The 20,062-nt window shown below is 54.2% G+C and carries 15 protein-coding genes; 5 read left to right on the forward strand and 10 right to left on the reverse strand.

All coding sequences use genetic code 11. The features are described from left to right. Positions 1–70: 70 nt before the first annotated feature. Positions 71–379, reverse strand: a complete 309-nt coding sequence (locus SPI6313_RS02295) for a sll1863 family stress response protein (protein WP_072619534.1) — start codon at positions 377–379, stop codon at positions 71–73. A 237-nt stretch (positions 380–616) separates the two neighbouring features. Continuing rightward, entirely contained in the window at positions 617–1,564 is a 948-nt protein-coding gene (locus SPI6313_RS02300; RefSeq protein ID WP_072619535.1) for a metal ABC transporter solute-binding protein, Zn/Mn family, read from the reverse strand. A 101-nt stretch (positions 1,565–1,665) separates the two neighbouring features. Between SPI6313_RS02300 and SPI6313_RS02305 the strand changes: the two genes are divergently transcribed. The 4 genes from SPI6313_RS02305 (at position 1,666) to rpe (ending at position 5,505) form a co-directional block, all read left to right on the forward strand. Continuing rightward, positions 1,666–2,439 (forward strand): metal ABC transporter ATP-binding protein, encoded by a 774-nt coding sequence (locus SPI6313_RS02305; protein ID WP_072622963.1) that lies wholly within the window; start codon positions 1,666–1,668, stop codon positions 2,437–2,439. 120 nt (positions 2,440–2,559) lie between these two features. Further along, positions 2,560–3,408: a metal ABC transporter permease gene (locus SPI6313_RS02310; RefSeq protein ID WP_072619536.1), complete on the forward strand. Its 849-nt coding sequence runs from the start codon at positions 2,560–2,562 to the stop codon at positions 3,406–3,408. A 198-nt stretch (positions 3,409–3,606) separates the two neighbouring features. Next, positions 3,607–4,653 (forward strand): c-type heme family protein, encoded by a 1,047-nt coding sequence (locus tag SPI6313_RS02315; protein WP_072619537.1) that lies wholly within the window; start codon positions 3,607–3,609, stop codon positions 4,651–4,653. A 150-nt stretch (positions 4,654–4,803) separates the two neighbouring features. Further along, positions 4,804–5,505, forward strand: a complete 702-nt coding sequence (gene rpe / locus SPI6313_RS02320) for a ribulose-phosphate 3-epimerase (RefSeq protein WP_072619538.1) — start codon at positions 4,804–4,806, stop codon at positions 5,503–5,505. Positions 5,506–5,744: 239 nt separating this feature from the next. Here rpe and SPI6313_RS02325 read toward each other — a convergent pair whose 3' ends face one another. Together SPI6313_RS02325 and SPI6313_RS02330 are read right to left on the reverse strand one after the other, a co-directional pair. Beyond that, a complete protein-coding gene (locus SPI6313_RS02325; RefSeq protein ID WP_072619539.1) occupies positions 5,745–6,665 on the reverse strand; it encodes an Npun_R2821/Npun_R2822 family protein in 921 nt (306 codons plus the stop codon). A gap of 120 nt (positions 6,666–6,785) precedes the next feature. Further along, entirely contained in the window at positions 6,786–7,781 is a 996-nt protein-coding gene (locus SPI6313_RS02330) for an Npun_R2821/Npun_R2822 family protein (RefSeq protein WP_072619540.1), read from the reverse strand. Positions 7,782–8,656: 875 nt separating this feature from the next. On the opposite strand from SPI6313_RS02330, the gene SPI6313_RS02340 reads away from it, so the two are divergent. Next, entirely contained in the window at positions 8,657–11,608 is a 2,952-nt protein-coding gene (locus tag SPI6313_RS02340) for an ATP-binding protein (protein WP_084668856.1), read from the forward strand. A gap of 145 nt (positions 11,609–11,753) precedes the next feature. On the opposite strand, the gene SPI6313_RS02345 is transcribed toward SPI6313_RS02340, so the two are convergent. From SPI6313_RS02345 to SPI6313_RS02370, 6 genes are all read right to left on the reverse strand, one after another. Next, positions 11,754–12,845: an ABC transporter substrate-binding protein gene (locus tag SPI6313_RS02345; protein WP_072619542.1), complete on the reverse strand. Its 1,092-nt coding sequence runs from the start codon at positions 12,843–12,845 to the stop codon at positions 11,754–11,756. Positions 12,846–12,877: 32 nt separating this feature from the next. After that, positions 12,878–13,993 (reverse strand): ABC transporter ATP-binding protein, encoded by a 1,116-nt coding sequence (locus tag SPI6313_RS02350; RefSeq protein ID WP_072619543.1) that lies wholly within the window; start codon positions 13,991–13,993, stop codon positions 12,878–12,880. 105 nt (positions 13,994–14,098) lie between these two features. Beyond that, positions 14,099–15,361 carry a DUF3086 domain-containing protein gene (locus tag SPI6313_RS02355; protein WP_072619544.1) on the reverse strand — a complete coding sequence of 421 codons (1,263 nt, stop codon included), beginning with the start codon at positions 15,359–15,361 and terminating at the stop codon, positions 14,099–14,101. Between the two features lie 105 nt (positions 15,362–15,466). Beyond that, complete coding sequence (locus tag SPI6313_RS02360) at positions 15,467–15,850, reverse strand: DUF3119 family protein (protein WP_072619545.1); 384 nt, start codon at positions 15,848–15,850, stop codon at positions 15,467–15,469. Between the two features lie 342 nt (positions 15,851–16,192). After that, a complete protein-coding gene (locus SPI6313_RS02365) occupies positions 16,193–18,682 on the reverse strand; it encodes an HD family phosphohydrolase (RefSeq protein WP_245788542.1) in 2,490 nt (829 codons plus the stop codon). Positions 18,683–18,772: 90 nt separating this feature from the next. Continuing rightward, a complete protein-coding gene (locus SPI6313_RS02370; protein ID WP_072619546.1) occupies positions 18,773–19,594 on the reverse strand; it encodes a hypothetical protein in 822 nt (273 codons plus the stop codon). Positions 19,595–20,062: the final 468 nt, after the last annotated feature.

The raw sequence follows: 20,062 nt of genomic DNA on the forward strand, positions 1-20,062 counted from the left end.
CCCATCCCCCCCCCAATGGGGCGAAATCAGCCGAGGCACTCAGACGATTCACCCCGGCTCACTCTCGATATTATTGGAACTTCTCGCCGGCCCGATTCACGGCCTGTTCGAGTTCGCTCCAAGCATTCTCAAACCCGCTTTGTAGATCTTGCCAGGCAGATTCACTCGATTGCTGGATTTCGCCAAGTTTTTGGGATACAGCATCGCGCTTGCTGTTGAGTTCGCTCAACGTGTCATTGTATTGTAGTTTCGCGTCGGCTTTGGCTTGGTCGGCCTTGGCTTTTAGCTCGTCAATTTGAGCGTTGAGCTTATCGAGTTGCGTTTGGACTTTGTTTTCGTAGTCTTGCTTGGACAGGTTTTGCAGTTGTTGGGTCGTCATCAATGAAGACCTCCTAAATGAATGTTTGCAATTGAATCATTTCAATCTGCTTACACTGTAGCGATCGCGCCCCCCTCCCTCACTCCATCATTGGAGGGAACTCCAGATCAGACCTCTTCCCTCAAAAGAGGGACATCCCGCACTCGATTCTAGCCAGTAGCGGGCAAGATGCCCGCACTACGGCTCGGAACTATTACCGTAGTGCAGGCATCTCGCCTGCTTGATGAATCATTGAAGCTAGTCGCTGCCGGGCCAAGGCTCCACCGTTCCGCCCAATGCTGTCGCGATCGCCTCCGTATTCGCCACCAGCATTTTGATATAGCTGTCGCCGTTGCTGCCCGGTGCGCCAATCGAGTCAGAATATAAGGGTTGATCTGCGAGGGTGACTTGGGCTTCCGTGGCGACGGCTTGGATCAGGGAATCATTGATCGTCGTTTCCGCGAAAATAGCCGGCACACCCGCCGCCCGGATCGCATCGGAGAGAGTTTTCACCGTTTGGGCGCTGGGCTGCTCTTCGGTGCTGATCCCGATTAATGTCCCCAACATCGTCAAATCATAGGCCGCCACATAATAGGCAAAGGCATCATGGGTCGTCACCAGTTGGCGGTGTTCCGGGGGAATTGTGGCAATTTGGGCGGTGATCCAAGCGTCGAGGGCTTGGAGTTGAGCGATCAGGTCTGCCGCGTTGGCGGTGAACAGATCGGCATCAGCGGGGGACAGTGTGATCAATTGATCGCGAATCGCTGCCACCATGGCGATCGCATTTTCCGCATCGCCCCACACATGGGGATCGGGAACCCGTTGCCCCTCATAGTCCAAAGCCAACGGCTCCACCACTTCCCCCACCGCAAATCTTGGGACCTGCGCCCCCACTCCTTCGATCAAGCGAATCAAGGCCGGTTCTAGTTGATAGCCGTTATAGAGAATCAAATCCGCCTCTTCGAGGGCCACGGTATCGCGGGGCACGGGTTCATAAATATGGGGATCATCCCCCGGCTGCAAAATACTGATTAATTCAATCTCATCCCCCCCCACCTCAGCGGTCAAATCCGCCAGGATTGTACTCGTCGCCACCACCTGGGGGAGGGAGGAATCAACGGGAACTACAGGGGTACAGCCCCAGAGGAGGGCGATCGCAGCCGCCCATGAACATCGGCTCAGACTCCACTGCATCATTCTTTTCATATTCTTTTCATTATTTCTATCATATTCTTTTCATTTTTTGATAGGCTGAACCATAACCCCCTCGTTAACGTAGCGATATATCGTTGTTTGCCAAACTCCCTATGGATCACGCCTTACCCCTCCCAACCGCCGATCGCACCCTATCCATTCAGCACCTCGCTGTCCGCTATCGCAGCGTCGAAGCCCTCCGAGACATTACCCTTGATGTGCTCCCCGGCCGAGTTACCGGCATCATCGGCCCCAACGGAGCCGGGAAAAGTAGTCTCCTCAAAGCCATGCTCGGCCTGATTCCCACCAGTTCCGGACGGATTGACTACAACGGCAAACCCTTAAAACAGCAACTCGCCCACGTGGCCTATGTGCCCCAACGGAGCCAAATTGATTGGAGCTATCCCGTGACCGTGTGGGATGTGGTGTTGATGGGACGGGTGCGGCAAACGGGCTGGTTTCAGCGGTTTTCGCCCGTCAGTCGCCAAGCGGCGCGGGCAGCCCTCGAACGGGTGGATCTGCTTAAGTTGCGCGATCGCCCCCTCGGACAACTCTCCGGCGGACAGCAACAGCGGGTGTTTTTAGCGCGATCGCTCGCCCAAGCCGCCGCTATTTTTTGTTTTGATGAACCCTTTGTGGGCGTGGATCAAAAGACTGAAACGATTATTTTTGAAATTTTCGCCGAACTCGCCGCCGCCGGTAAAACGGTGCTCGTGGTCAATCATGATCTAGGCGAATCCATTACAGAATTTAATGATTTAATCATCCTCAATCGGGACTTAATCGCCGCTGGCCCCCGCCCCCAAGTGTTTAATGATCAAACCCTGAAGCGGGCTTACAGTGGCCAAGTGATGTTTTTCGATGGGGCGCAACCCTTCGCGGCGTAAGTCTGATCGTTCCGCATTAAATCCACCTTAACCGTGATGCGATCGCGCTCCCTCCCTACACCCTGTAACGCTGACCCTCTGAATCCCGTGGGCAATGCCCACCCTACGAAATCTCCATCTATGCAACCGTTTTTTGAAGCCCTCTGGCTGCCCCTCACCTATGGATTTATGCAGCGATCGCTAATTGTGGCGGTGATTGTCGGAATTATCTGCGCGATCGTCGGCAGTTACTTGATGGTGCAGCGGTTAGCCCTGCTGGGGGATGCGATTAGTCATTCCGTATTGCCGGGGTTAGCGATCGCCTTTTGGTTAGGGGTAAATTTGTTCATTGGAGCCTTCATTGCTGGGGTACTCAGTACCGTATTAATCAATCTGATTCGGACGCGATCGCAAATCAAAGAAGATGCCGCCATGGGGATCGTTCTTTCCGCCTTTTTCGCCCTCGGCATCACCCTAATTACCCTCATTCAAAAAAACAACAAAATCGACCTTAATCATTTCCTATTTGGTAATATTCTCGGTGTAACCAGTGCCGATGTACGCGATACCTTAATCATTGCCATTTTAGTGATCATCAGTGTCGTTTTACTTTACAAAGAATTACTCTTTTACACCTTTGATAAATTGGGCGCTCAAGCCGTCGGGTTGCCCGTGAAATTCCTCGACTTTAGCCTCATGGTGCTTATCGGCATGACCATTGTTGCCAGCCTCAAAGCCGTAGGGGTGATCATGGTTTTGGCCTTGTTAATTACCCCGCCTGCAACGGCCTATCTCCTCGTCACTCGCCTCCATCACATGATGTTTTTGGGGGTTGGATTGGGCATTTTTTCGAGCATTAGCGGTATGTATTTAAGTTACTTTTATAACCTCCCCTCTGGGCCTGCGATCGTGCTGGTGGCCACGGGTCTCTTTTTCCTCGCCTTTCTCTTTAGCCCCAGTCAAGGTCTGCTCACCGGCCATCGGGCGTAAGGTTCACGCGGGTGCGATCGCTGCCCTTCACGGCGTGATCATGCCAGCACCTGATCCCTGCCGTTTGCAAGAAGAACGCTTACACTTGGGAAGAGAGTTTGGCACGATGGTGAACATTGTTGGTTCTGCACTGTTCTGAACTGTAGCTCTCGATTCATAGCCCACGTTTTCTACAGTCGAGCGATCGCCCTCTTCCCCATGTTTAAATTTCCCATCGATCGAAAACGTCTAAAACTCAGTTCAAAATTCACAATCATTCTCGGATTAATTTTTTTATGCGGGAGCGTGTTGAGTTATGGCGTACTGTCTCACCTGCAAAGCCAAAGTGCGCAGCGGATGGTCACAGAACAATCTGTGACGTTAATTAACACCCTCAATGCCCTGCGTGATGAATACGCCGATAATATTCGTCCCCTCCTCAAAGAGGAACTCGACACCACCCCGGAATTCACACCAGAAACCGTACCGAGTTATGTGGTGCGCCAAGTGTTTGAATCCTTTCGAGAACAGGAAGCCTTTAAAGACTACCTCTACAAAGATGCTGCCCCCAACCCCACCAATCCTCGCGACCAAGCCGATGAATTTGAAACAGCACTGGTGAGTACGTTTGAACAAAATCCAGACTTGGTAGAATTACATGGATTTCGGGAGCTAAATGACCAGTCCTTATACTATGTGGCGCATCCTTTAAAACTGACCAATCCTAACTGTTTAATCTGCCATAGTACGCCAGATGTTGCCCCAAAAAATTTAATTAAAACCTACGGCCCGGAGCGCGGTTTTTTTTGGGAATTGGGGGATATTATTGCCACTCAAATCATCTATGTTCCAGCGCAACAAGTACTATGGGAAGCACAGCGAAATACCTTGGTCACGATCTTGATTTTCATGGTGATTTTCGGGATCACATTGCTGATTTTAAATCGTCTTTTAAGGCAGTTGGTGTTAGAACCAATTCGACCAATGGCACGGGTGGCGACTCAGTTAAGCCAGCCGGATCTTGTTTCGAGTTCTGAACTGGTGCAAGCTCAGGATTTAGTCAGCCTCGATCGCATCTCTGGGAGTGGTGATGAGTTGGGGCAGTTGGCGCGGATTTTTCAACGGATGGCGCGGGTGATTGCCTCACGGGAGCAGGATTTATTGGTGCAACTCCAAAACAGCATTAACCAGGTAGAGCCGTCTGCAACAAGGGGGGGGTTAAGCCTCGATGCGGTGAAGCGGTTAATTCTGCGATCGCAGAATTAACCGCCAAACACCGCCGGACTCAGACCCGGATTAAATCACCCCAATCGCGATTATTACCCCCAAAAATATAAATTCTTTATGAAAGATCGTTAAATTTTGTTACTCTAGATACCAAAGATTTGCACCGTCACTTAGAGGAAGAGCCACACCATGACTCAAAAACAAACTGTTGTTTCCCCGTCCATTCTGTCCGCTGACTTTGGCCGTCTCGGCGAGGAAATCCGCGCCGTTGATGCGGCTGGGGCTGACTGGATTCATGTTGATGTCATGGATGGTCGGTTCGTTCCCAATATTACGATTGGCCCGCTGATCGTCGAAGCGGTGCGCCCCCACACCGAAAAGCCCTTAGATGTGCATTTGATGATCGTCGAGCCGGAAAAATATGTGGCGGACTTCGCCAAAGCGGGCGCGGATATCATTTCCGTCCACGCTGAGCACAACGCCTCGCCCCACCTCCACCGCACTCTCGGCCAAATCCGCGAATTGGGTAAGCAAGCCGGTGTAGTGCTGAATCCTTCTACGCCGTTGGTGCTGATTGAGCATGTGCTCGAACTCTGCGATTTGGTGCTGATCATGAGCGTTAACCCTGGGTTTGGCGGTCAGAGCTTCATTCCTGCGGTGTTGCCGAAAATTCGCGATCTGCGCAAAATGTGCGATGAGCGCGGTCTTGACCCCTGGATTGAAGTGGATGGCGGTCTGAAGCCGAACAACACCTGGCAGGTGCTCGAAGCGGGGGCGAATGCGATCGTGGCGGGTTCTGCGGTTTTCAAAGCTCCGGATTATGCAGCGGCGATCGAAGGGGTGCGCAACAGCAAGCGCCCGGCGGGTACTCCGGAACTCGTCACTGCCTAGGGTTTAAGAATTTCACGATAGGACATCACTCTAAACGAAATGCAAGGGGCGCGATCGCGCTCCTTTTTCTGTGGCGGCACGGCTCTAACCTAGATTATTCATAACGCTGATTTAAAAATTGCGAAAAAGCACGATAAAAAGCTCAATTTCATCCCATAGCGGGCAAGATGTCCGCACTACCGAGCATAACGAGGAATACCGTAGTGCAAGCGTTTCGCCTGCCTGATGAATAATCTAGGCTAAAACAAGCGGCGAACTCGGCGTTTGACTTGCTCAACCCACGAAGGGGGAGGCGGTGGGGGGGGATCGGCGGGGATCGCATCGCTGTGGAGATAGCGGTAATGTTTCCAAATTCGCCAATAGGGACAGCCGGGCGTGATCCGAATCCCCGCCCAGTGGAGATATTGCAAGCGTTGACCGTCGCAGTTGGGATCGGCGAGGGCATCATCACCGAGGGGGACAAATTGGGGACTTCCCGCCCAACTGCCGGGCGCACCGCCGGGACGATTGACGAGGTTAAAGCGTCGTTCTGGGGGGATTCGTTTGAGGATCATGTAGTTGATGATCGGCTGGTCGGAAGTTTTTTGGGAAAAGTCGAAATAGTCCGGATGGGCGGCACATTCGGCAAAGGTGTCGTAGAGATCCTGCTCAGAGAGAAGATTTTTTTTCGCGGCCCACCAACCGCCATTGAAAAGACTGGCGCGATCGCGCTCTACCAGCACCCCATCGCTGAATATTTTTGGCGAAAAAACATTACCAATGCCGCCCCGATGTTGATAGTCACAACAGAGAAAGTCGTAGGTTTGCAATGCGTCTAAATTTTGGGCAATGGCTTCAAAAACGACAATATCTGTATCGATGTAGAGAAATTCATCATATTCGCCAAACCAACAGGCTTGTTTCCGAAATTGATTCGGTCGGGCGAAAAAACCTGCCCCAAAAATGTCATAGAGTTTTTGTGATAGCCGCTCAATAAAGGCGAGATCAGCATAGACCTTCACGCCATACTGTTCCTTTAAAAGGGCCGCTACCTCGTGATAGTTTTCGTCGTAGGGAATCAGGGTAATCGACACATCGGGATCATAGTGACGAATACTGTTGAGGAGCGCGATCGCTTGTTCGGTGAATTTATCGTTGGCTGTAATATAAATACCGCGCATTGTTGCTTGTGGTGAGGGTGACGATTAAGCGTTTAAGGGAGTTGATGCACTCGTTTACTGTTCGGTCAAATATTGATAGATTGAGAAGGTGATCCGGAGGTTTAGATCAGCCCCAATATCCTACAATCCGAGCTTCTGGGCAACTCGTTTAAATAGACTCGGTGAGGGATTGAGGGGTTTAGGTTTGCCGCGAAACTGGGGGCGCTGGTCAGGATGATGAAGAAAGCGATAGGTTAAAAAAGTGTCACGATAGGGGCAATCGAGATTTTCCCCGGCACAGAGACGCGCAAACGTAGACGCACCCACGCCGATGTAGTGCAAAAACGTGAGGCAATTGCCGTGATCAAACACGAGGCGATCGCGCTCCTCAAAATGGGTTGAAGTCACTGCGCAACCTGTACTTTGTTCTGTTGGTAATTCCCGCGCAAAATTGTAGATTGATTTGCGCGATCGCATCATCATGTAGTTCAACAGCGACTGATTCGGGGCGCGGGGATAGAGTACCTCCGCGTCTCCCGTGGCTAATTGCTCGACAATCCAGGCTCGTTCCTCGGCAGCAAAAAAGCCCCGATGGGAGGCAAAAAAGCCCGAACAAAAAATCTCATACTCCAACCGCTCCGGGCTGAACAATTCCGTTAATTTCGGTGATTCAACGGTGTAAATATGGGTTGGATCTTTAAATTGAAAATCGTAAATCACCGTATCGCTATGATCCAACTGCTGGAAAATGAAATCCACGGAATTGAGCACCACCACATCCGCATCAAAATAAATAAACCGCTCAAACGGAGCCGCCTCATCAAACGCCGCATAGCGATGATTCGCCCCCAAACGTCGCACCCCTTTGATCCCTTGCTGCCGCCACTGGGCCAACGCGGTCGGATGAGTCTGCCACACCGCCAACGAAAACGTTTCCCACGCCTCGAACAACGCCGGATCATCCAAGAGGGTCACGTTGGGACGGTGGGCAATTTCCGCCGCCACTTGTGCTGTGTTGTCGTCGTAGGCGAACACCGCAACGGGATAGTCGCCCGCGTTGGCTTCCACACTATTGAGAAATGCGATCAATTGATCCAAAACCGCATCATTGGCCAAGGTGTAAATCCCGTCAGTCATGGTAATTTCGGGTGGCGTACGGTTTTCAGTGTACGCGATCGCACTCTTTCCCTTGACAGGGAGGCGTGCATTTCGTCGGCTAGGTCGAGTCATCGCGAACCCCAACAGGCTCCACCAAAATTCATCTTCTGTAGTGCGGGCATCTTGCCCGCTGGGATTTAGACAAGCTTGCCCGCTGGGATTTAGACAAGCTTGCCCGCTGGGATTTAGAAAAATACAGGGAGCAGGATGCTCCCACTCCCTTCAACATTCATTTTCTGTCGTGCGGGCATCTTGCCCGCTGGGATTCAGACTTCAGATTTTGTCGTAATTGCAACCTTTGTCCTGTACTCAAGGCCACAACCATCAATCCGGTTCAATCCAAACAGGTTACAGCCTGATTGACTGACAAAAGATCATGTTTGAATCCCGAAACCCCTTACCAGGAAAGGGGTTTAGCGTTAGAGAATTGGATGCCCCTGATCTTGAGCCATCTCGGTGTTGAGTACAGATCGGCAAAAGCCTTACCAGTCCTTGGTTATGCTTGCTTGCTAGGGTGATCGCTGAAACACCCAGGGGGTAAGGATTTCCAAAGTTTTGTCAGTCAATCAGGGTTACAGCTTGTTCATCCATGGCTTAACCCATTGCCCCCACCCTAAAATTCTCTCCCCAACGCAGGCGAGGGACGTTGAAGGCCGATCCGCCGATTCGATTATTTCTGAATCGGCTGCACCATCCAGAAACAAAATAGTTAAGAAACGATTCAAGTGTTTGTGAAATCTTACAATGGTGATTTTGAATTCTTGAACTATCATAGGGTACAGTCATTTCCCTATTAGCAAGATGAATTAGTATACTTTGCTACACAATACTCCAATCATTCTTTTTTTCAGAGTATGAACACCGCATCGTCCACCCGTCGAATTGTTAAAGAACGGCGCGACTACAATACTTGGGTCGCCAATGAAACCCTAGAAGACTATTCCCTCCGTTATGCGCCGAAATCTTTTCGGAAATGGTCGGAACTCTTAGTCGCCAATACGGCATTGGGGGGGATTTCATTTCTCGCCCTCGAAGCGATCGGCGGATCTTTGGCGATTAATTATGGGTTTTCTAATTCATTTTGGGCGATTCTTGTCGTCGGAGCGTTGATCTTTTTGGCGGGAATTCCCATCGCCTATTACGCGGCGAAATACAACATTGACATGGATTTACTGACGCGGGGGGCGGGGTTTGGCTATATCGGCTCCACGATTACCTCGCTGATTTATGCGTCGTTTACCTTTATCTTTTTTGCCCTCGAAGCGGCGATTATGGCCCAGGCGATTCAGTTATATTTTGGGCTGCCATTATGGCTAGGATATATTCTCTGTTCAGTTATTATTATTCCCCTCGTTTTTTATGGGGTGACGCTGATTAATCAATTGCAGTTGTGGACGCAACCGCTCTGGTTATTTTTGATGATCGCGCCCTACGGATTTGTGTTGGCGAAAGAGCCGGACGCATTGACGAATTGGATACATTTTGCGGGGAATTCACCGAGTGGGGCGGGGTTCGATCCGCTGTTGTTTGGGGCGGCGGCGACGGTGTCGTTTTCGTTGATTGCCCAGTTGGGGGAGCAGGTGGATTATCTCCGGTTTTTGCCGGATCAGGGGGAGAATAATCGGGTGCAGTGGTGGCTGGCGGTGATTACGGCGGGGCCGGGTTGGATTGTCTTGGGGGTGGGCAAGCAGTTGGGCGGGGCGTTTCTCGCGTCATTGGCGATTTCCCAGGGGATTGCGATCGCTCAAGCCAAAGAACCCGTCCAAATGTACCTCGCCGGGTTTCACTATATGTTTGACAATCCGGCGGTGGTGCTGACGGTGGGCACGGTGTTCGTGATTGTGTCGCAGATTAAAATCAACGTCACCAATGCCTACGCGGGATCGTTGGCTTGGTCGAATTTTTTCTCGCGCTTGACCCATTCCCATCCGGGGCGGGTGGTGTGGTTGGTGTTCAACGTGGCGATCGCCCTGATGCTGATGGAGTTGGGCGTGTTTTCCACCCTAGAGGCGGTTTTGGGGCTGTATTCCAATGTGGCGATCGCCTGGGTGGGCGCTCTCGTGGCGGATCTCGTGATCAATAAACCCCTCAAACTCAGCCCCTCCTATATCGAATTCAAACGGGCCTATCTCTACAACATCAACCCCGTCGGCTTTGGCTCGACCGCGATCGCATCCCTGATTTCCATCCTTGCCTTTGTGGGCGCGTTTGGCCCCTTCGCCCGCGCCTTCGCACCCTTCCTCGCCCTAGGCATTGCCTTCACCCTCGCGCCGATCATTGCCTGGCTCACCAAAGGCCGCTACTACATCGCCCGCGAAAACACGATCCGCCTCAACACCGTCTCCGATGCTCTGCTGGAATGTATCGTTTGCAGCCAAGAGTATGAAGTGGCCGACACGGCCTTTTGTCCGGTCTATGACGGGCCGATCTGTTCCCTCTGTTGTAGCCTCGATGCCCATTGCCACGATGCCTGCAAAACTCCCGACCACGGCCACGCCAACTGGACTCACCAGATTGCAGAGATCGCGTTTCGGGGCAAGATCCAGCCTCAGCTTGGGGTGCGGATTGTGCGCTTTGTGGGAATTTTTACCCTCCTCGGTGGCAGTATCGGCACGATCATGGGGTTGGTCTATGTGTTTGTGGCTCCGAACCCGGCGACTAGCGTGGGTCATGCCTTTGTGAATGCGTTTATGCTGCTGCTGGTGGTGGCGGGGATGGGGGCTTGGTGGCTGGTGTTGAGTGAGGAAAGTCGGGAACTGGCCGAAGCGGAATTAGACAAGCAAAACGAACAACTCCAGGGCGAAATTCGCGATCGCCAAACCGCCCAAGCCCAACTCCAAAAGCTCACCCACGATCTCGAAATGCGCGTTGAACAACGCACCGCCGAACTTTCCGAAGCCCTCCGCACCCTCCAGCGGGCCCAGGGTCAACTCGTCCAAACGGAAAAAATGTCCAGCCTGGGTCAACTCGTCGCCGGGGTTGCCCACGAGATCAACAATCCGGTGAACTTCATCCACGGCAACATCAGCCACGCCCACACCTATGTTTCCGATCTCCTCGAACTGATCGACCTCTATCAACAGGAATTTCCCCAAGGCAGCCCCGCCATTGCCGACCTCATCGACTCCATCGAATTAGACTTTATTCAAGACGACCTGCCCAAGCTTTTAACCTCGATGCAAGTGGGAACCGATCGCATCCGTCAGATCGTCCTCTCGCTGCGGGTCTTCTCACGGGTGGATGAATCCGACTGTAAGCCAGTGAATATTCATGAAGGCATCGACAGCACCCTGATGATTTTGGGGAATCGACTCAAAGCCACCGCCGACCGTCCCGTCATTGCCGTGGTGCGCAATTATGGCTCATTGCCGCCGGTGGAATGCTACGCCGGGCAGATGAATCAGGTGTTTATGAATCTCTTCGCCAATGCTCTCGATGCCTTTGAAGAAACCCAGGGCGATCGCACCTATGCCGATCTCGCCAAAAACCCCCAGACGATCACAATTACCACCCAAGTCATCGCCCCCCACTGGATTCGCATCGAAATCAGCGATAACGGTGTCGGCATTCCCAAAACCATTCAGGATCAACTGTTCAATGCCTTTTTTACCACCAAGGGCGTGGGCAAAGGCACAGGTCTCGGACTCTCGATCAGCTATCAAATCGTCGTCGAAAAACATGGCGGCCACCTCTGGTGTCAATCTGAACCCGGCCAAGGAACCACCTTTGTGATTGAAATTCCCACCCATCCCCAAAACACCGCCCAACCCCAGGCGCTGCAATCGTCAGGACTGGCCGCGTCCTAAGGGTGCGATCGCTGATACCCGCCTGATCCTGGGCAGGTCAGAGGGGACATTTATCACACTAGCCAGAGCAGTTAGGACATTCAGAGACTCTGGAACAAGGGGCTTAAGCCCCTTGCCTGTCCTAATGCCCTTGTTGATTGCTATATTAACTACTCGTGAGGCGCGTCCAGTAGCGATCGTACAGTTCGCTGGTGGTGTCATCCACGGGGATTAATCCCTCGCAGCGACCGATCGCCGGATCGGGGGGAAACAGGCTTTGATTGTCCCTGAGTTTGGCGGGGAGCATCTCGAAGGCGACTTCGTTGGGGACAGCAAAACTGAGGCGTTTGCAGATTTCAGCGGCCACATCGGGCTGGAGCATGAAATTAATCCAGGCGTAGGCTCCGGGAACGTTGGGGGCGGTGCGGGGGATGGCGAGGGTATCGATGAAGAGACTCGACCCACTCAGGGGGAGGACATATTCAAGATCCGGATTTTCCGCCATGACTTCATTGGCATCGGAGGAGTAGCACATGGCGGCGAGGAGATCTCCGGTGAGCATTTGATTGCGCCAGGCATCGGAACTAAAGGCGGCGATCGCAGGCTTGAGTTGCTGTAATTTTTCGTAGGCGGCGCGAAGTTCGGCCGGATTGCTGGAATTGTAGGAAAAACCGAGCGATCGCAACGTCGCCCCCATCACCTCCCGCGCATCATTCAGCAGGGTGATCCGTTTATGTAACTGGTCTTGATGCGTCCAAAAATAGTCCCAATCCTGGGGATGGTCATCCAGGAGGGCGCGATTGTAGATAATCCCGGAAGTTCCCCAACTCAGGGGCACACTGTGGCGATTGCTGGGATCATAGCGGGGATCTTGGAAGCGGTCAAACAGGCGGTTCATCCCGATCAATTGGCTGGGGTCGAGGGCTTGGAGAAAATCCAACTCCACCATTTTTTGCACCATATAGTCCGAGGGATAAATAATGCTGTAGCCACCGCCGCCGCTGGCCTGGAGCCGGGCGAGCATTGCCTCGTTGGAGTCGAACACATCCGCCACGGCCCGAATCCCCGTGATTTCCTGGAAGCGATCAAGCAGGTCATCATCGGTATAGCCCGCCCAGGTGTAGAGGTAGAGTTCATCGGTGGCGGTGGACACTGGTTTGGCGTTGACACTGGCGAGCGTCCAACCACAGCCAGAGAGGGCCAAACTCGACAGCGTAGCCGCTGAGGTGGAGAGAAATTGACGGCGCGACGTGGGCATAGGGGTCAGGGGAACGGCGGCGATTAATTTAACTATTCAACTAAGGCGAGACAGTCGGCCGCTGTCCATCCCAAATAAATGGGTGTATCCAATTGCAGATCAAGGCCGGTGCTGTTGGGTTGGAGCACACGCAGGCGATCGCCCGTCTGGTCGAGTTCGATCACCACTTGGACATGGGTGCCGAGATACATCACATGGCGAAGACGACCGCTGAAGGCATTGTCCACCGCTAAGGGGGTGGGGCTGAGGTGAATTTTTTCTGGGCGGATGCAGAGGGTTTGGGTGTCGGGGCTGCCGTAACTGTGGAGGGTGAGGCCGGTGGGGGTTTGGAGCGTGATGCGATCGCCCTCCACCTGTTGCCCATCGCCCTGAAAAAAATTCGTATCCCCGATAAAATCCGCCACAAACGTTGTCCGGGGCCGTTCGTAAATCTCGCTCGGTGTCCCCACCTGCTCAATTTGCCCCGCTCGTACCACCGCGATGCGATCGGACAGCGACAGGGCCTCCTCTTGGTCATGGGTCACCATCACAAAGGTTAACCCCACCTCTTGATGCAAGCGGGACAATTCCACCTGCATTTCCTTGCGCAGTTTCAAATCCAACGCCCCCAAGGGTTCATCGAGCAAAATCACCGTCGGCTCGTTCACCAACGCCCGCGCTAGGGCCACCCGTTGCCGTTGACCGCCGGATAATTGCTGGGGATAGCGTGTCGCAAAGCCTTCCATCCGTACCCCTTGCAGGGCCGTGGCAACGCGATCGCGCACCTCATCCTTGGGCAGCCGTTTCACCCGCAACCCAAAGGCCACATTATCCGCCACCGTCAAATGATTAAACAGAGCATAACTCTGAAACACCGTATTCACCGGGCGACGATAGGGCGGCACACGGTTCATCACCTGCCCCTGAATCACCACCTCGCCCCCCGTCGGCGTTTCAAACCCCGCCAACAGCCTCAGCAGCGTCGTTTTGCCACAGCCCGACGGCCCCAAAATACAGAAAAACTCCCCCGGCCGAATCTGCAAATCCACCCCATTAATCACCACCTCGCGGTCAAATTGCTTGGTCAGTTGCCGCAGTTCAATGTCGTAGGGGTGGGACTGGGGGGATGCAGCGATCGCATCGGCAGAGGTGAGGACGGGAGCGGTCATAGTTGATAATCCGTCGCAGGGTTGTGACTGTTCGCTATTGTAGCAAGCTCTCCCCGCAGGCTCGTAGAGACAGGGATGACGGGGTTGATCCACCGATGCCGATTGTTAATAGACGTAGCTGGTGGGTTGGTTGGGGTCGGGGGCGAAGGCGAGCCAGAGGGGGAATTGCAAGAGGGCGAGGTTGATCACATCTTCGGTTTCGTCGATGACGATCAAGGGGAGTTGCTTCATTTCCACGAGGCGTTCGGCTTTTTGAATCAGGGCTTCGGGGGCTTCAAAGAGGGCCACGCCCCGCGTTGGACCGTAGTCGCTGCGGGAGATGCCGAGGCAGTCTTGCAGGCCTCTGCGCCATTCGCCGAGGCGTTCGGGGGTGTTGGCGAGGACGAGAATTTGGAGGCGATCGCCGTACAGTTGGCGCAGAATAGCGATCGCCGCCGATGCGACCAAAACATTTTGTAACCGACTCCCCAGGGAGCGAATCACACCGCGGCCGCCCTGCTTGAAAAACCAATCCTGGAGGCGATCGGCGTGGATCGGCTCAAAGGTACGGCGCAGTTGCCACGGCGGCCCGTAGTAGTCGGGCATGGTGCGGTATTGGTCGAGAATGCTGGTGATGCGGCGGCGTTGGTCTTGGTAGCGTTGTTTGGTGAATTGGGGGGTGGGGGCTTCGGTGTCGGCGGGTCGGGTTTCGGCGGGGGGAGTGGGGACGCGCACCACCTTCGGCTCTGGCAAATCAATCTGCTCCGTGGCGGCGGCTAGGTCTTGGAGACTGCCCATCAGGTAATTTTTAAACCCTTGGAGGCGGATGGCGATTTCTTCGGATGTGCCGGTGAAGGTTTTGCGCATTTCGGTGTTGATGCGATCGCGCCGCTGCTCCAACTTCGCCACCTCAGCGGTTAACTGCTCTTTTTGAGTGGCTAAATTGCCCAAGGTGTCCTGCACCAGCGCCATCAACAATTCCGGCACGCTCTTGTCTGCATCGGCTAAACGGGCATCGCGGCGGGCTTCGAGATCGCTCACCTCCTGGGTCAACGCGGCGATCTGGCTCTGGAGATTGTCGGCTTGGGCGGTGAGTTCAGTGACGCGGGCTTCGGCGGCAGCGATCGCTTCGGGGTGAGCGTCTTGGGAATCGTCGCTGTCCTCATACATCGCTTCGAGGGCCACCGATGGCGTTTCAGGGTCTTCCGGGGGGGCGGAGTCGCCCCGGTTCGACGGGTCAGATTCTGCCGTCGAGGTGGGGCGATCGCTCAAATTGGGCAGGGGTTTCGCGCCCCCAGGGGTCAATTCTGGCAGGGGTTGCAAATCACGGGAATCTTCGGAGTTTGCGGGCAAATTCGGGTCAGAAATGGGCGTTTCGTCAGCAGTCATGGTTGGGTTCAAACAAAAGGGGCAGCCGTTGCAGCACAGCACGTTAAAACATTGGTTGAGAGCACGGCTGAGGCGATCGCCGGTTCAGTCCCGTGCCAATGTCGCTCAATCCACTCTCGGTAATGGTTCTAAGCAGCGTAAGAGTTGCTCTGGATTAAAGAGCATCGGCAAAAAGTGAATACTGTTCACTTCCCGAAAGTAAAACAAAATGGGCAATCCTGGCCAAAAAACCCGCCAATTTTGCCAATCGGCATAGGGAAAATTCCGGATCAACGTCCCCGAACGATACACATCCAAGGCGATCGCAGTAAATCGGAGGCGAATCGTGGCGGCTTGGATGATCAAGAACAGGCTAAAGACTTCCACAATTCCCCCCGCCCACAGTGAGACAAAGTACAGGGGAATCGCACCAAGAAAAATGGCGATCGGCAAGGCATAGCTGGGGGTGAGTTCAAGATCGGGGCGAGTGGGGATGGAGGTTTGGGTCATTGGGGCCAAGGAAATGTGATCAGCAGATCGCGTTTGGGTGAAGTTGTGATTTATTGTAGCGGTTCGCGATCGCCTCCCCTGCGATTTGCCGCGATCGCCCCTCATCGCATCACACACGGGCTACACAGTGGGCATCAGCCCACTTTCGCTCTGAGCCAAGAACTGAAGTTCCTGGCGGATCTTGAGCCGCCTAACCCACCCTGCTGGACTGTTTTAACTAAGGTGATGCAATAGAATTTTGATGTTTTTTTGCATTGTAGAGGATTTCAGCGATTTTCTAATCCACAGCTTTAGCTGAAACAGTCCACTACCATCAAGCCTTGTTTTGGCTGTGTTACGGCACTAGGCGGAGGATTGGGAGGGTTGGGGGTCGAGGGCGGCTTTCGGGTAGGCGATGCGTTGGTGGTTGTACTGTTGCCAAACACGCACAAACACTTCTGCGATCGTCGGCAGTTCTTCCCAGCGCAGCCCCGATTCATCCAGTTGATGATCTTGCCAGCGGGCCCGGAAAATTTTCTTCACCATGCTGAGGGCGGTTTCTGGGGTGGCATCTTTGAGCGATCGCAACGCCGCTTCGCAGGCATCGGCCAGCATCACGATCCCCGTTTCCCGCGATTGGGGGATCGGCCCCGCATAGCGAAATTGGGCTTCTTCTACATCGATGCCTTCACTTTGGGCCCGTTGCTTGGCTTGAAAGTAAAAATACGAGATCAAAATCGTGCCTTGGTGTTCCGGGATGAAGTCTTGCAGGGCTTCGGGGAGATTGTAGCGACGGGCGATCGCTAACCCTTCGCTGACGTGTTTTTTAATAATCGTGGCACTACACCAGGGATCATTAATTTCATCGTGCTTATTGGGGCCACCCATCTGGTTTTCAATAAAACCGAGGGGATCGTGCATTTTCCCGATGTCATGGTAAAGCGTCCCCGCCCGCACCAATTCCACATTGCAATGCAGTTCACGGGCCGCCGCTTCGGCGAGGGTCGCCACAAACAGCGTGTGCTGGAATGTGCCGGGGGCCTCGGTGGACAGACGTTTCAAGAGGGGGCGATTGGGGTTCGAGAGTTCCGCCAAACGAATGGGGGTAACGAGGTCAAAAAGGCGTTCGAGATAGGGCGACAGACCGAGGGCAACGATGCACCAGGCCAACCCTGAGAGGCCAAAAATAGCCGCAGCCGGCAAAATCACCGACCAAATCACCCCAGCGGTGGAACTCCACATCAAGGTGACCACAAAGTAAACCGTGCCTTGGGTGAGGCCGACAGCACCGCCGAGGAGGGCCAGTTCTTCGCGCGATCGCAACCGACCCGCCACCACAGCCGCCACAATCCCCCCCGCTGCCCCAGCTAAAATCGATTCCCAGGACATCAACGCCGCTGTTGTCCAAGGGGTGGCGCTGAAAATGGATAACCCTGTCATCAGGGTAATGTGGGTGACCGCCAGGGCCGGACTAAAGAAACTACTGCCCAACAGCCCCACGGCCGCGAGATTATTCTGCTGCAAATGCATCATTAAAGGCGTACTGAGGCTGAGCAAACAGAGGAGAATGCGATCGCGACAGCGAAGCCGCACCCCAAACCGCCGCTTCGCCAGCCAGAAAATCCCCATACTACCCACCACGAGGCCGCCCGTTTGCGCCAAGCCCTGCCAATCAACGCCGCGCCGACTCTCGTTAAATTCATCAAGCAAGACAAACTCACGCCGTGTAATCTCCTGGCCCGCCCGCACAATCAATTCCCCCTGCGCCACCATATACACCACCGGCTCCACCGCTTCGGCGGCTTGTTCAGCGAGGCGTTTGGTTTCCCCTTTATCCGTGGTCAAGTTGGGTTTAATCATCTCCGCCAGCAGCGCCGTGGCCAGGGGTAACGTGCCATCGGGCAGCATTGTTTGGGACTGCACCATAATGGCGTTTTGTTTCAATTCCGCCGGCAGGCCGGGGGGAAGGCCTTGGGCCAGCATCCGATTAACAATGATGCGAAGTCCGTCTTGGGTTTCCACCCAGGCTTGATCGCGCATATCGAGGAGGGTCACCTGATAGTCGTATTGAACAGAATCGACTTCATTGCTTTGGAGGCGATTTTGGGCTTGGCGATAGCTATCGCGCACCACTGCAATGGTTTTCAGCAGGGTTTCGATCGGTTGATCGCCCTCCTGTTGGCGGTAGAGGTCGAGTTCAGCGATCGCTTGCTGCATCGCTAAACTCCGCGAGGCATTGCTCGGCGCTAGGGCCGCTTGGGGTTGAGGCATTGACTCACCCGCACTCAAGGAAAGCACCTGACGCAGGCGCGGTAAGGCCGGGCTGGGGCTGGAAACCGGTTCAGCTATGGCTTCTGCTTCGGTCTCGGTGGACTGGGTGACGGAGGACAGCACCATCTGCCAATCCACCGCACTACTCGCCCGTAAAAACCGTTGGGTTGGCAAGGACAGAACATCCTCTTCCACAAAGGGAAACGCGCCCGCCGTGGCCCGCAAGGTTTCCACCTCGGTCAAGAACTTTTCGAGGGCGGTCTGAATCTCTTGGTTGACGGCAGGATCAATCTGTAGCACTTGGACTAACCCAGCTTGGGCGGCTTTGCGCTGTTCATCGGTCAATTCTTGATCCACCACTTCGGCATCATGGCTGGCCCAAACACTTTTGGGGGCGCGGGTTCCTTCTTTGAGTTGCGGCTGGTTGTAGAAGCGATACCCCAGCACACTGGTGAGGGAAATGCCAATGAAAAGCACCATGATCGAGTGGGGAATGGTGGGTTTCGATTCCAGTCGCCGGGCGGGGTGGGGCGGGTGTAACCAGTGGGTGAGACGTTGTTGAAGACTGTGTAGTGGGTTCATGGGGACTACTAAAACCTCAGTAGGATGATAGTTCAGGGGCGATGGATGGGAAGAGGTCTGGGTCTCGAACGTCTTCAGGATTAAACGGTCTTACGCTCCATCCGACGGAAAGGGGCGACGATGTTGATTGTGTAAGCAACCGGCCGGGGCGATCGCTCCCCACTCCCAGCGCTCATGCCATTGCCCCTGGGGGTCTAACCCTGCCCACTGAGCAAAGAGTTGTTGAATTATAGACCACAGGGGATGCTCCTTTGCATGGGGGGCGATCGCTTGCCCGTGGTACAGCCCCATTAAGGTTGCTGTTAACGCGGCGGTGAGGGGGCCGTGATGTTGAGCACGGCTGAGGCTGAGGCTCACATCTTCCGGGGTAGACCAGGCACAGTAGAGGGCCATGGGGAGGGCTAGGCTGGGGCTGGTGGCGAGGTGGACTGCCAGTTGCTGGCGGCTCCACCCCTGGGTCATGCCGGTGATCAGAGGGGTGAGGATGGCATAGTCTTGGGCGAGGGAGGTTTGCCATTGACGGCTCGGCCATTGTCCTTGTAGGCCTTGGTGAACGGCGATCGCCCACACCCACAGCCAATCGAGGGCGATCGCCTCATCCCCCACCCATTGGCTGATCGCAGCCGGCACAACGGCCTGCGCCCCATGGAATCGACAGAGCAACGGCATCATCGCCCAAGCCAACCCGGCGACGGAGGGCGATCGCATCCCAGGGGAAATCTCCGGCGGCAACAACGCAACCAACGCACCATCGGACTGTAGCGAGGCTTCTGGTGTCTGGATTAAATACAGCAAGATTGACTGTTTTACCCGGTCCCACCGCCCAAAATCACCATGACTGGAATCTGCGATCGTCCGGATCACACTTCCAAGTAAACCACCCTGAAACCGACTCAAAAGGGAATATGCCATTACATCGACTTGGCCAAGCCCACCTGAACAACACCAACGGCTCAAGGATCACAGCATCTGATTCAGAGATAGACCGTTGGACGACGAAAGATTAAGGATCTTCCTGGTAACCATCTTACGAAAATAGTGCGGGAGTCTGAAAGCCCCGTCACTTTATTGCGGGGATGAAAGACGACACGAGCGACGTTAGTCGCCTTAGTCTAGGATCGGCATCAGGCTGAGTCGATAGTGAAGCGGGTTTGCATCCTGCGCCTTGGACTAACTACCGTGGGGCACAGGGGAAGTTATCCGCTTGGGGAGATTAGACCTCTGGCGGGGTTGGAGTAATCCGGCTCGGTTAAGTCCGGTCGATGAACCAAGACTCCCCGTCGCTGTCTTCGCGGGGAGTGTCAAGCGACAAAAATTAGAATCACCAACCGGAACTGAGTAGCGGGATGGGGGGCGAAGGACTTCAGCTTGAGGCGATCG

It is taken from the genome of Spirulina major PCC 6313 (assembly GCF_001890765.1).
Taxonomy (GTDB): domain Bacteria; phylum Cyanobacteriota; class Cyanobacteriia; order Cyanobacteriales; family Spirulinaceae; genus Spirulina; species Spirulina major.

Bases quoted from the DNA above. Each gene is read 5' to 3' on its own strand.
- SPI6313_RS02295 (WP_072619534.1), bottom strand. From the start codon at position 379: ATGACGACCCAACAACTGCAAAACCTGTCCAAGCAAGACTACGAAAAC.
- SPI6313_RS02300 (WP_072619535.1), bottom strand. From the start codon at position 1,564: ATGAAAAGAATGATGCAGTGGAGTCTGAGCCGATGTTCATGGGCGGCT.
- SPI6313_RS02305 (WP_072622963.1), top strand. From the start codon at position 1,666: ATGGATCACGCCTTACCCCTCCCAACCGCCGATCGCACCCTATCCATT.
- SPI6313_RS02310 (WP_072619536.1), top strand. From the start codon at position 2,560: ATGCAACCGTTTTTTGAAGCCCTCTGGCTGCCCCTCACCTATGGATTT.
- SPI6313_RS02315 (WP_072619537.1), top strand. From the start codon at position 3,607: ATGTTTAAATTTCCCATCGATCGAAAACGTCTAAAACTCAGTTCAAAA.
- rpe (WP_072619538.1), top strand. From the start codon at position 4,804: ATGACTCAAAAACAAACTGTTGTTTCCCCGTCCATTCTGTCCGCTGAC.
- SPI6313_RS02325 (WP_072619539.1), bottom strand. From the start codon at position 6,665: ATGCGCGGTATTTATATTACAGCCAACGATAAATTCACCGAACAAGCG.
- SPI6313_RS02330 (WP_072619540.1), bottom strand. From the start codon at position 7,781: ATGACTGACGGGATTTACACCTTGGCCAATGATGCGGTTTTGGATCAA.
- SPI6313_RS02340 (WP_084668856.1), top strand. From the start codon at position 8,657: ATGAACACCGCATCGTCCACCCGTCGAATTGTTAAAGAACGGCGCGAC.
- SPI6313_RS02345 (WP_072619542.1), bottom strand. From the start codon at position 12,845: ATGCCCACGTCGCGCCGTCAATTTCTCTCCACCTCAGCGGCTACGCTG.
- SPI6313_RS02350 (WP_072619543.1), bottom strand. From the start codon at position 13,993: ATGACCGCTCCCGTCCTCACCTCTGCCGATGCGATCGCTGCATCCCCC.
- SPI6313_RS02355 (WP_072619544.1), bottom strand. From the start codon at position 15,361: ATGACTGCTGACGAAACGCCCATTTCTGACCCGAATTTGCCCGCAAAC.
- SPI6313_RS02360 (WP_072619545.1), bottom strand. From the start codon at position 15,850: ATGACCCAAACCTCCATCCCCACTCGCCCCGATCTTGAACTCACCCCC.
- SPI6313_RS02365 (WP_245788542.1), bottom strand. From the start codon at position 18,682: ATGAACCCACTACACAGTCTTCAACAACGTCTCACCCACTGGTTACAC.
- SPI6313_RS02370 (WP_072619546.1), bottom strand. From the start codon at position 19,594: ATGGCATATTCCCTTTTGAGTCGGTTTCAGGGTGGTTTACTTGGAAGT.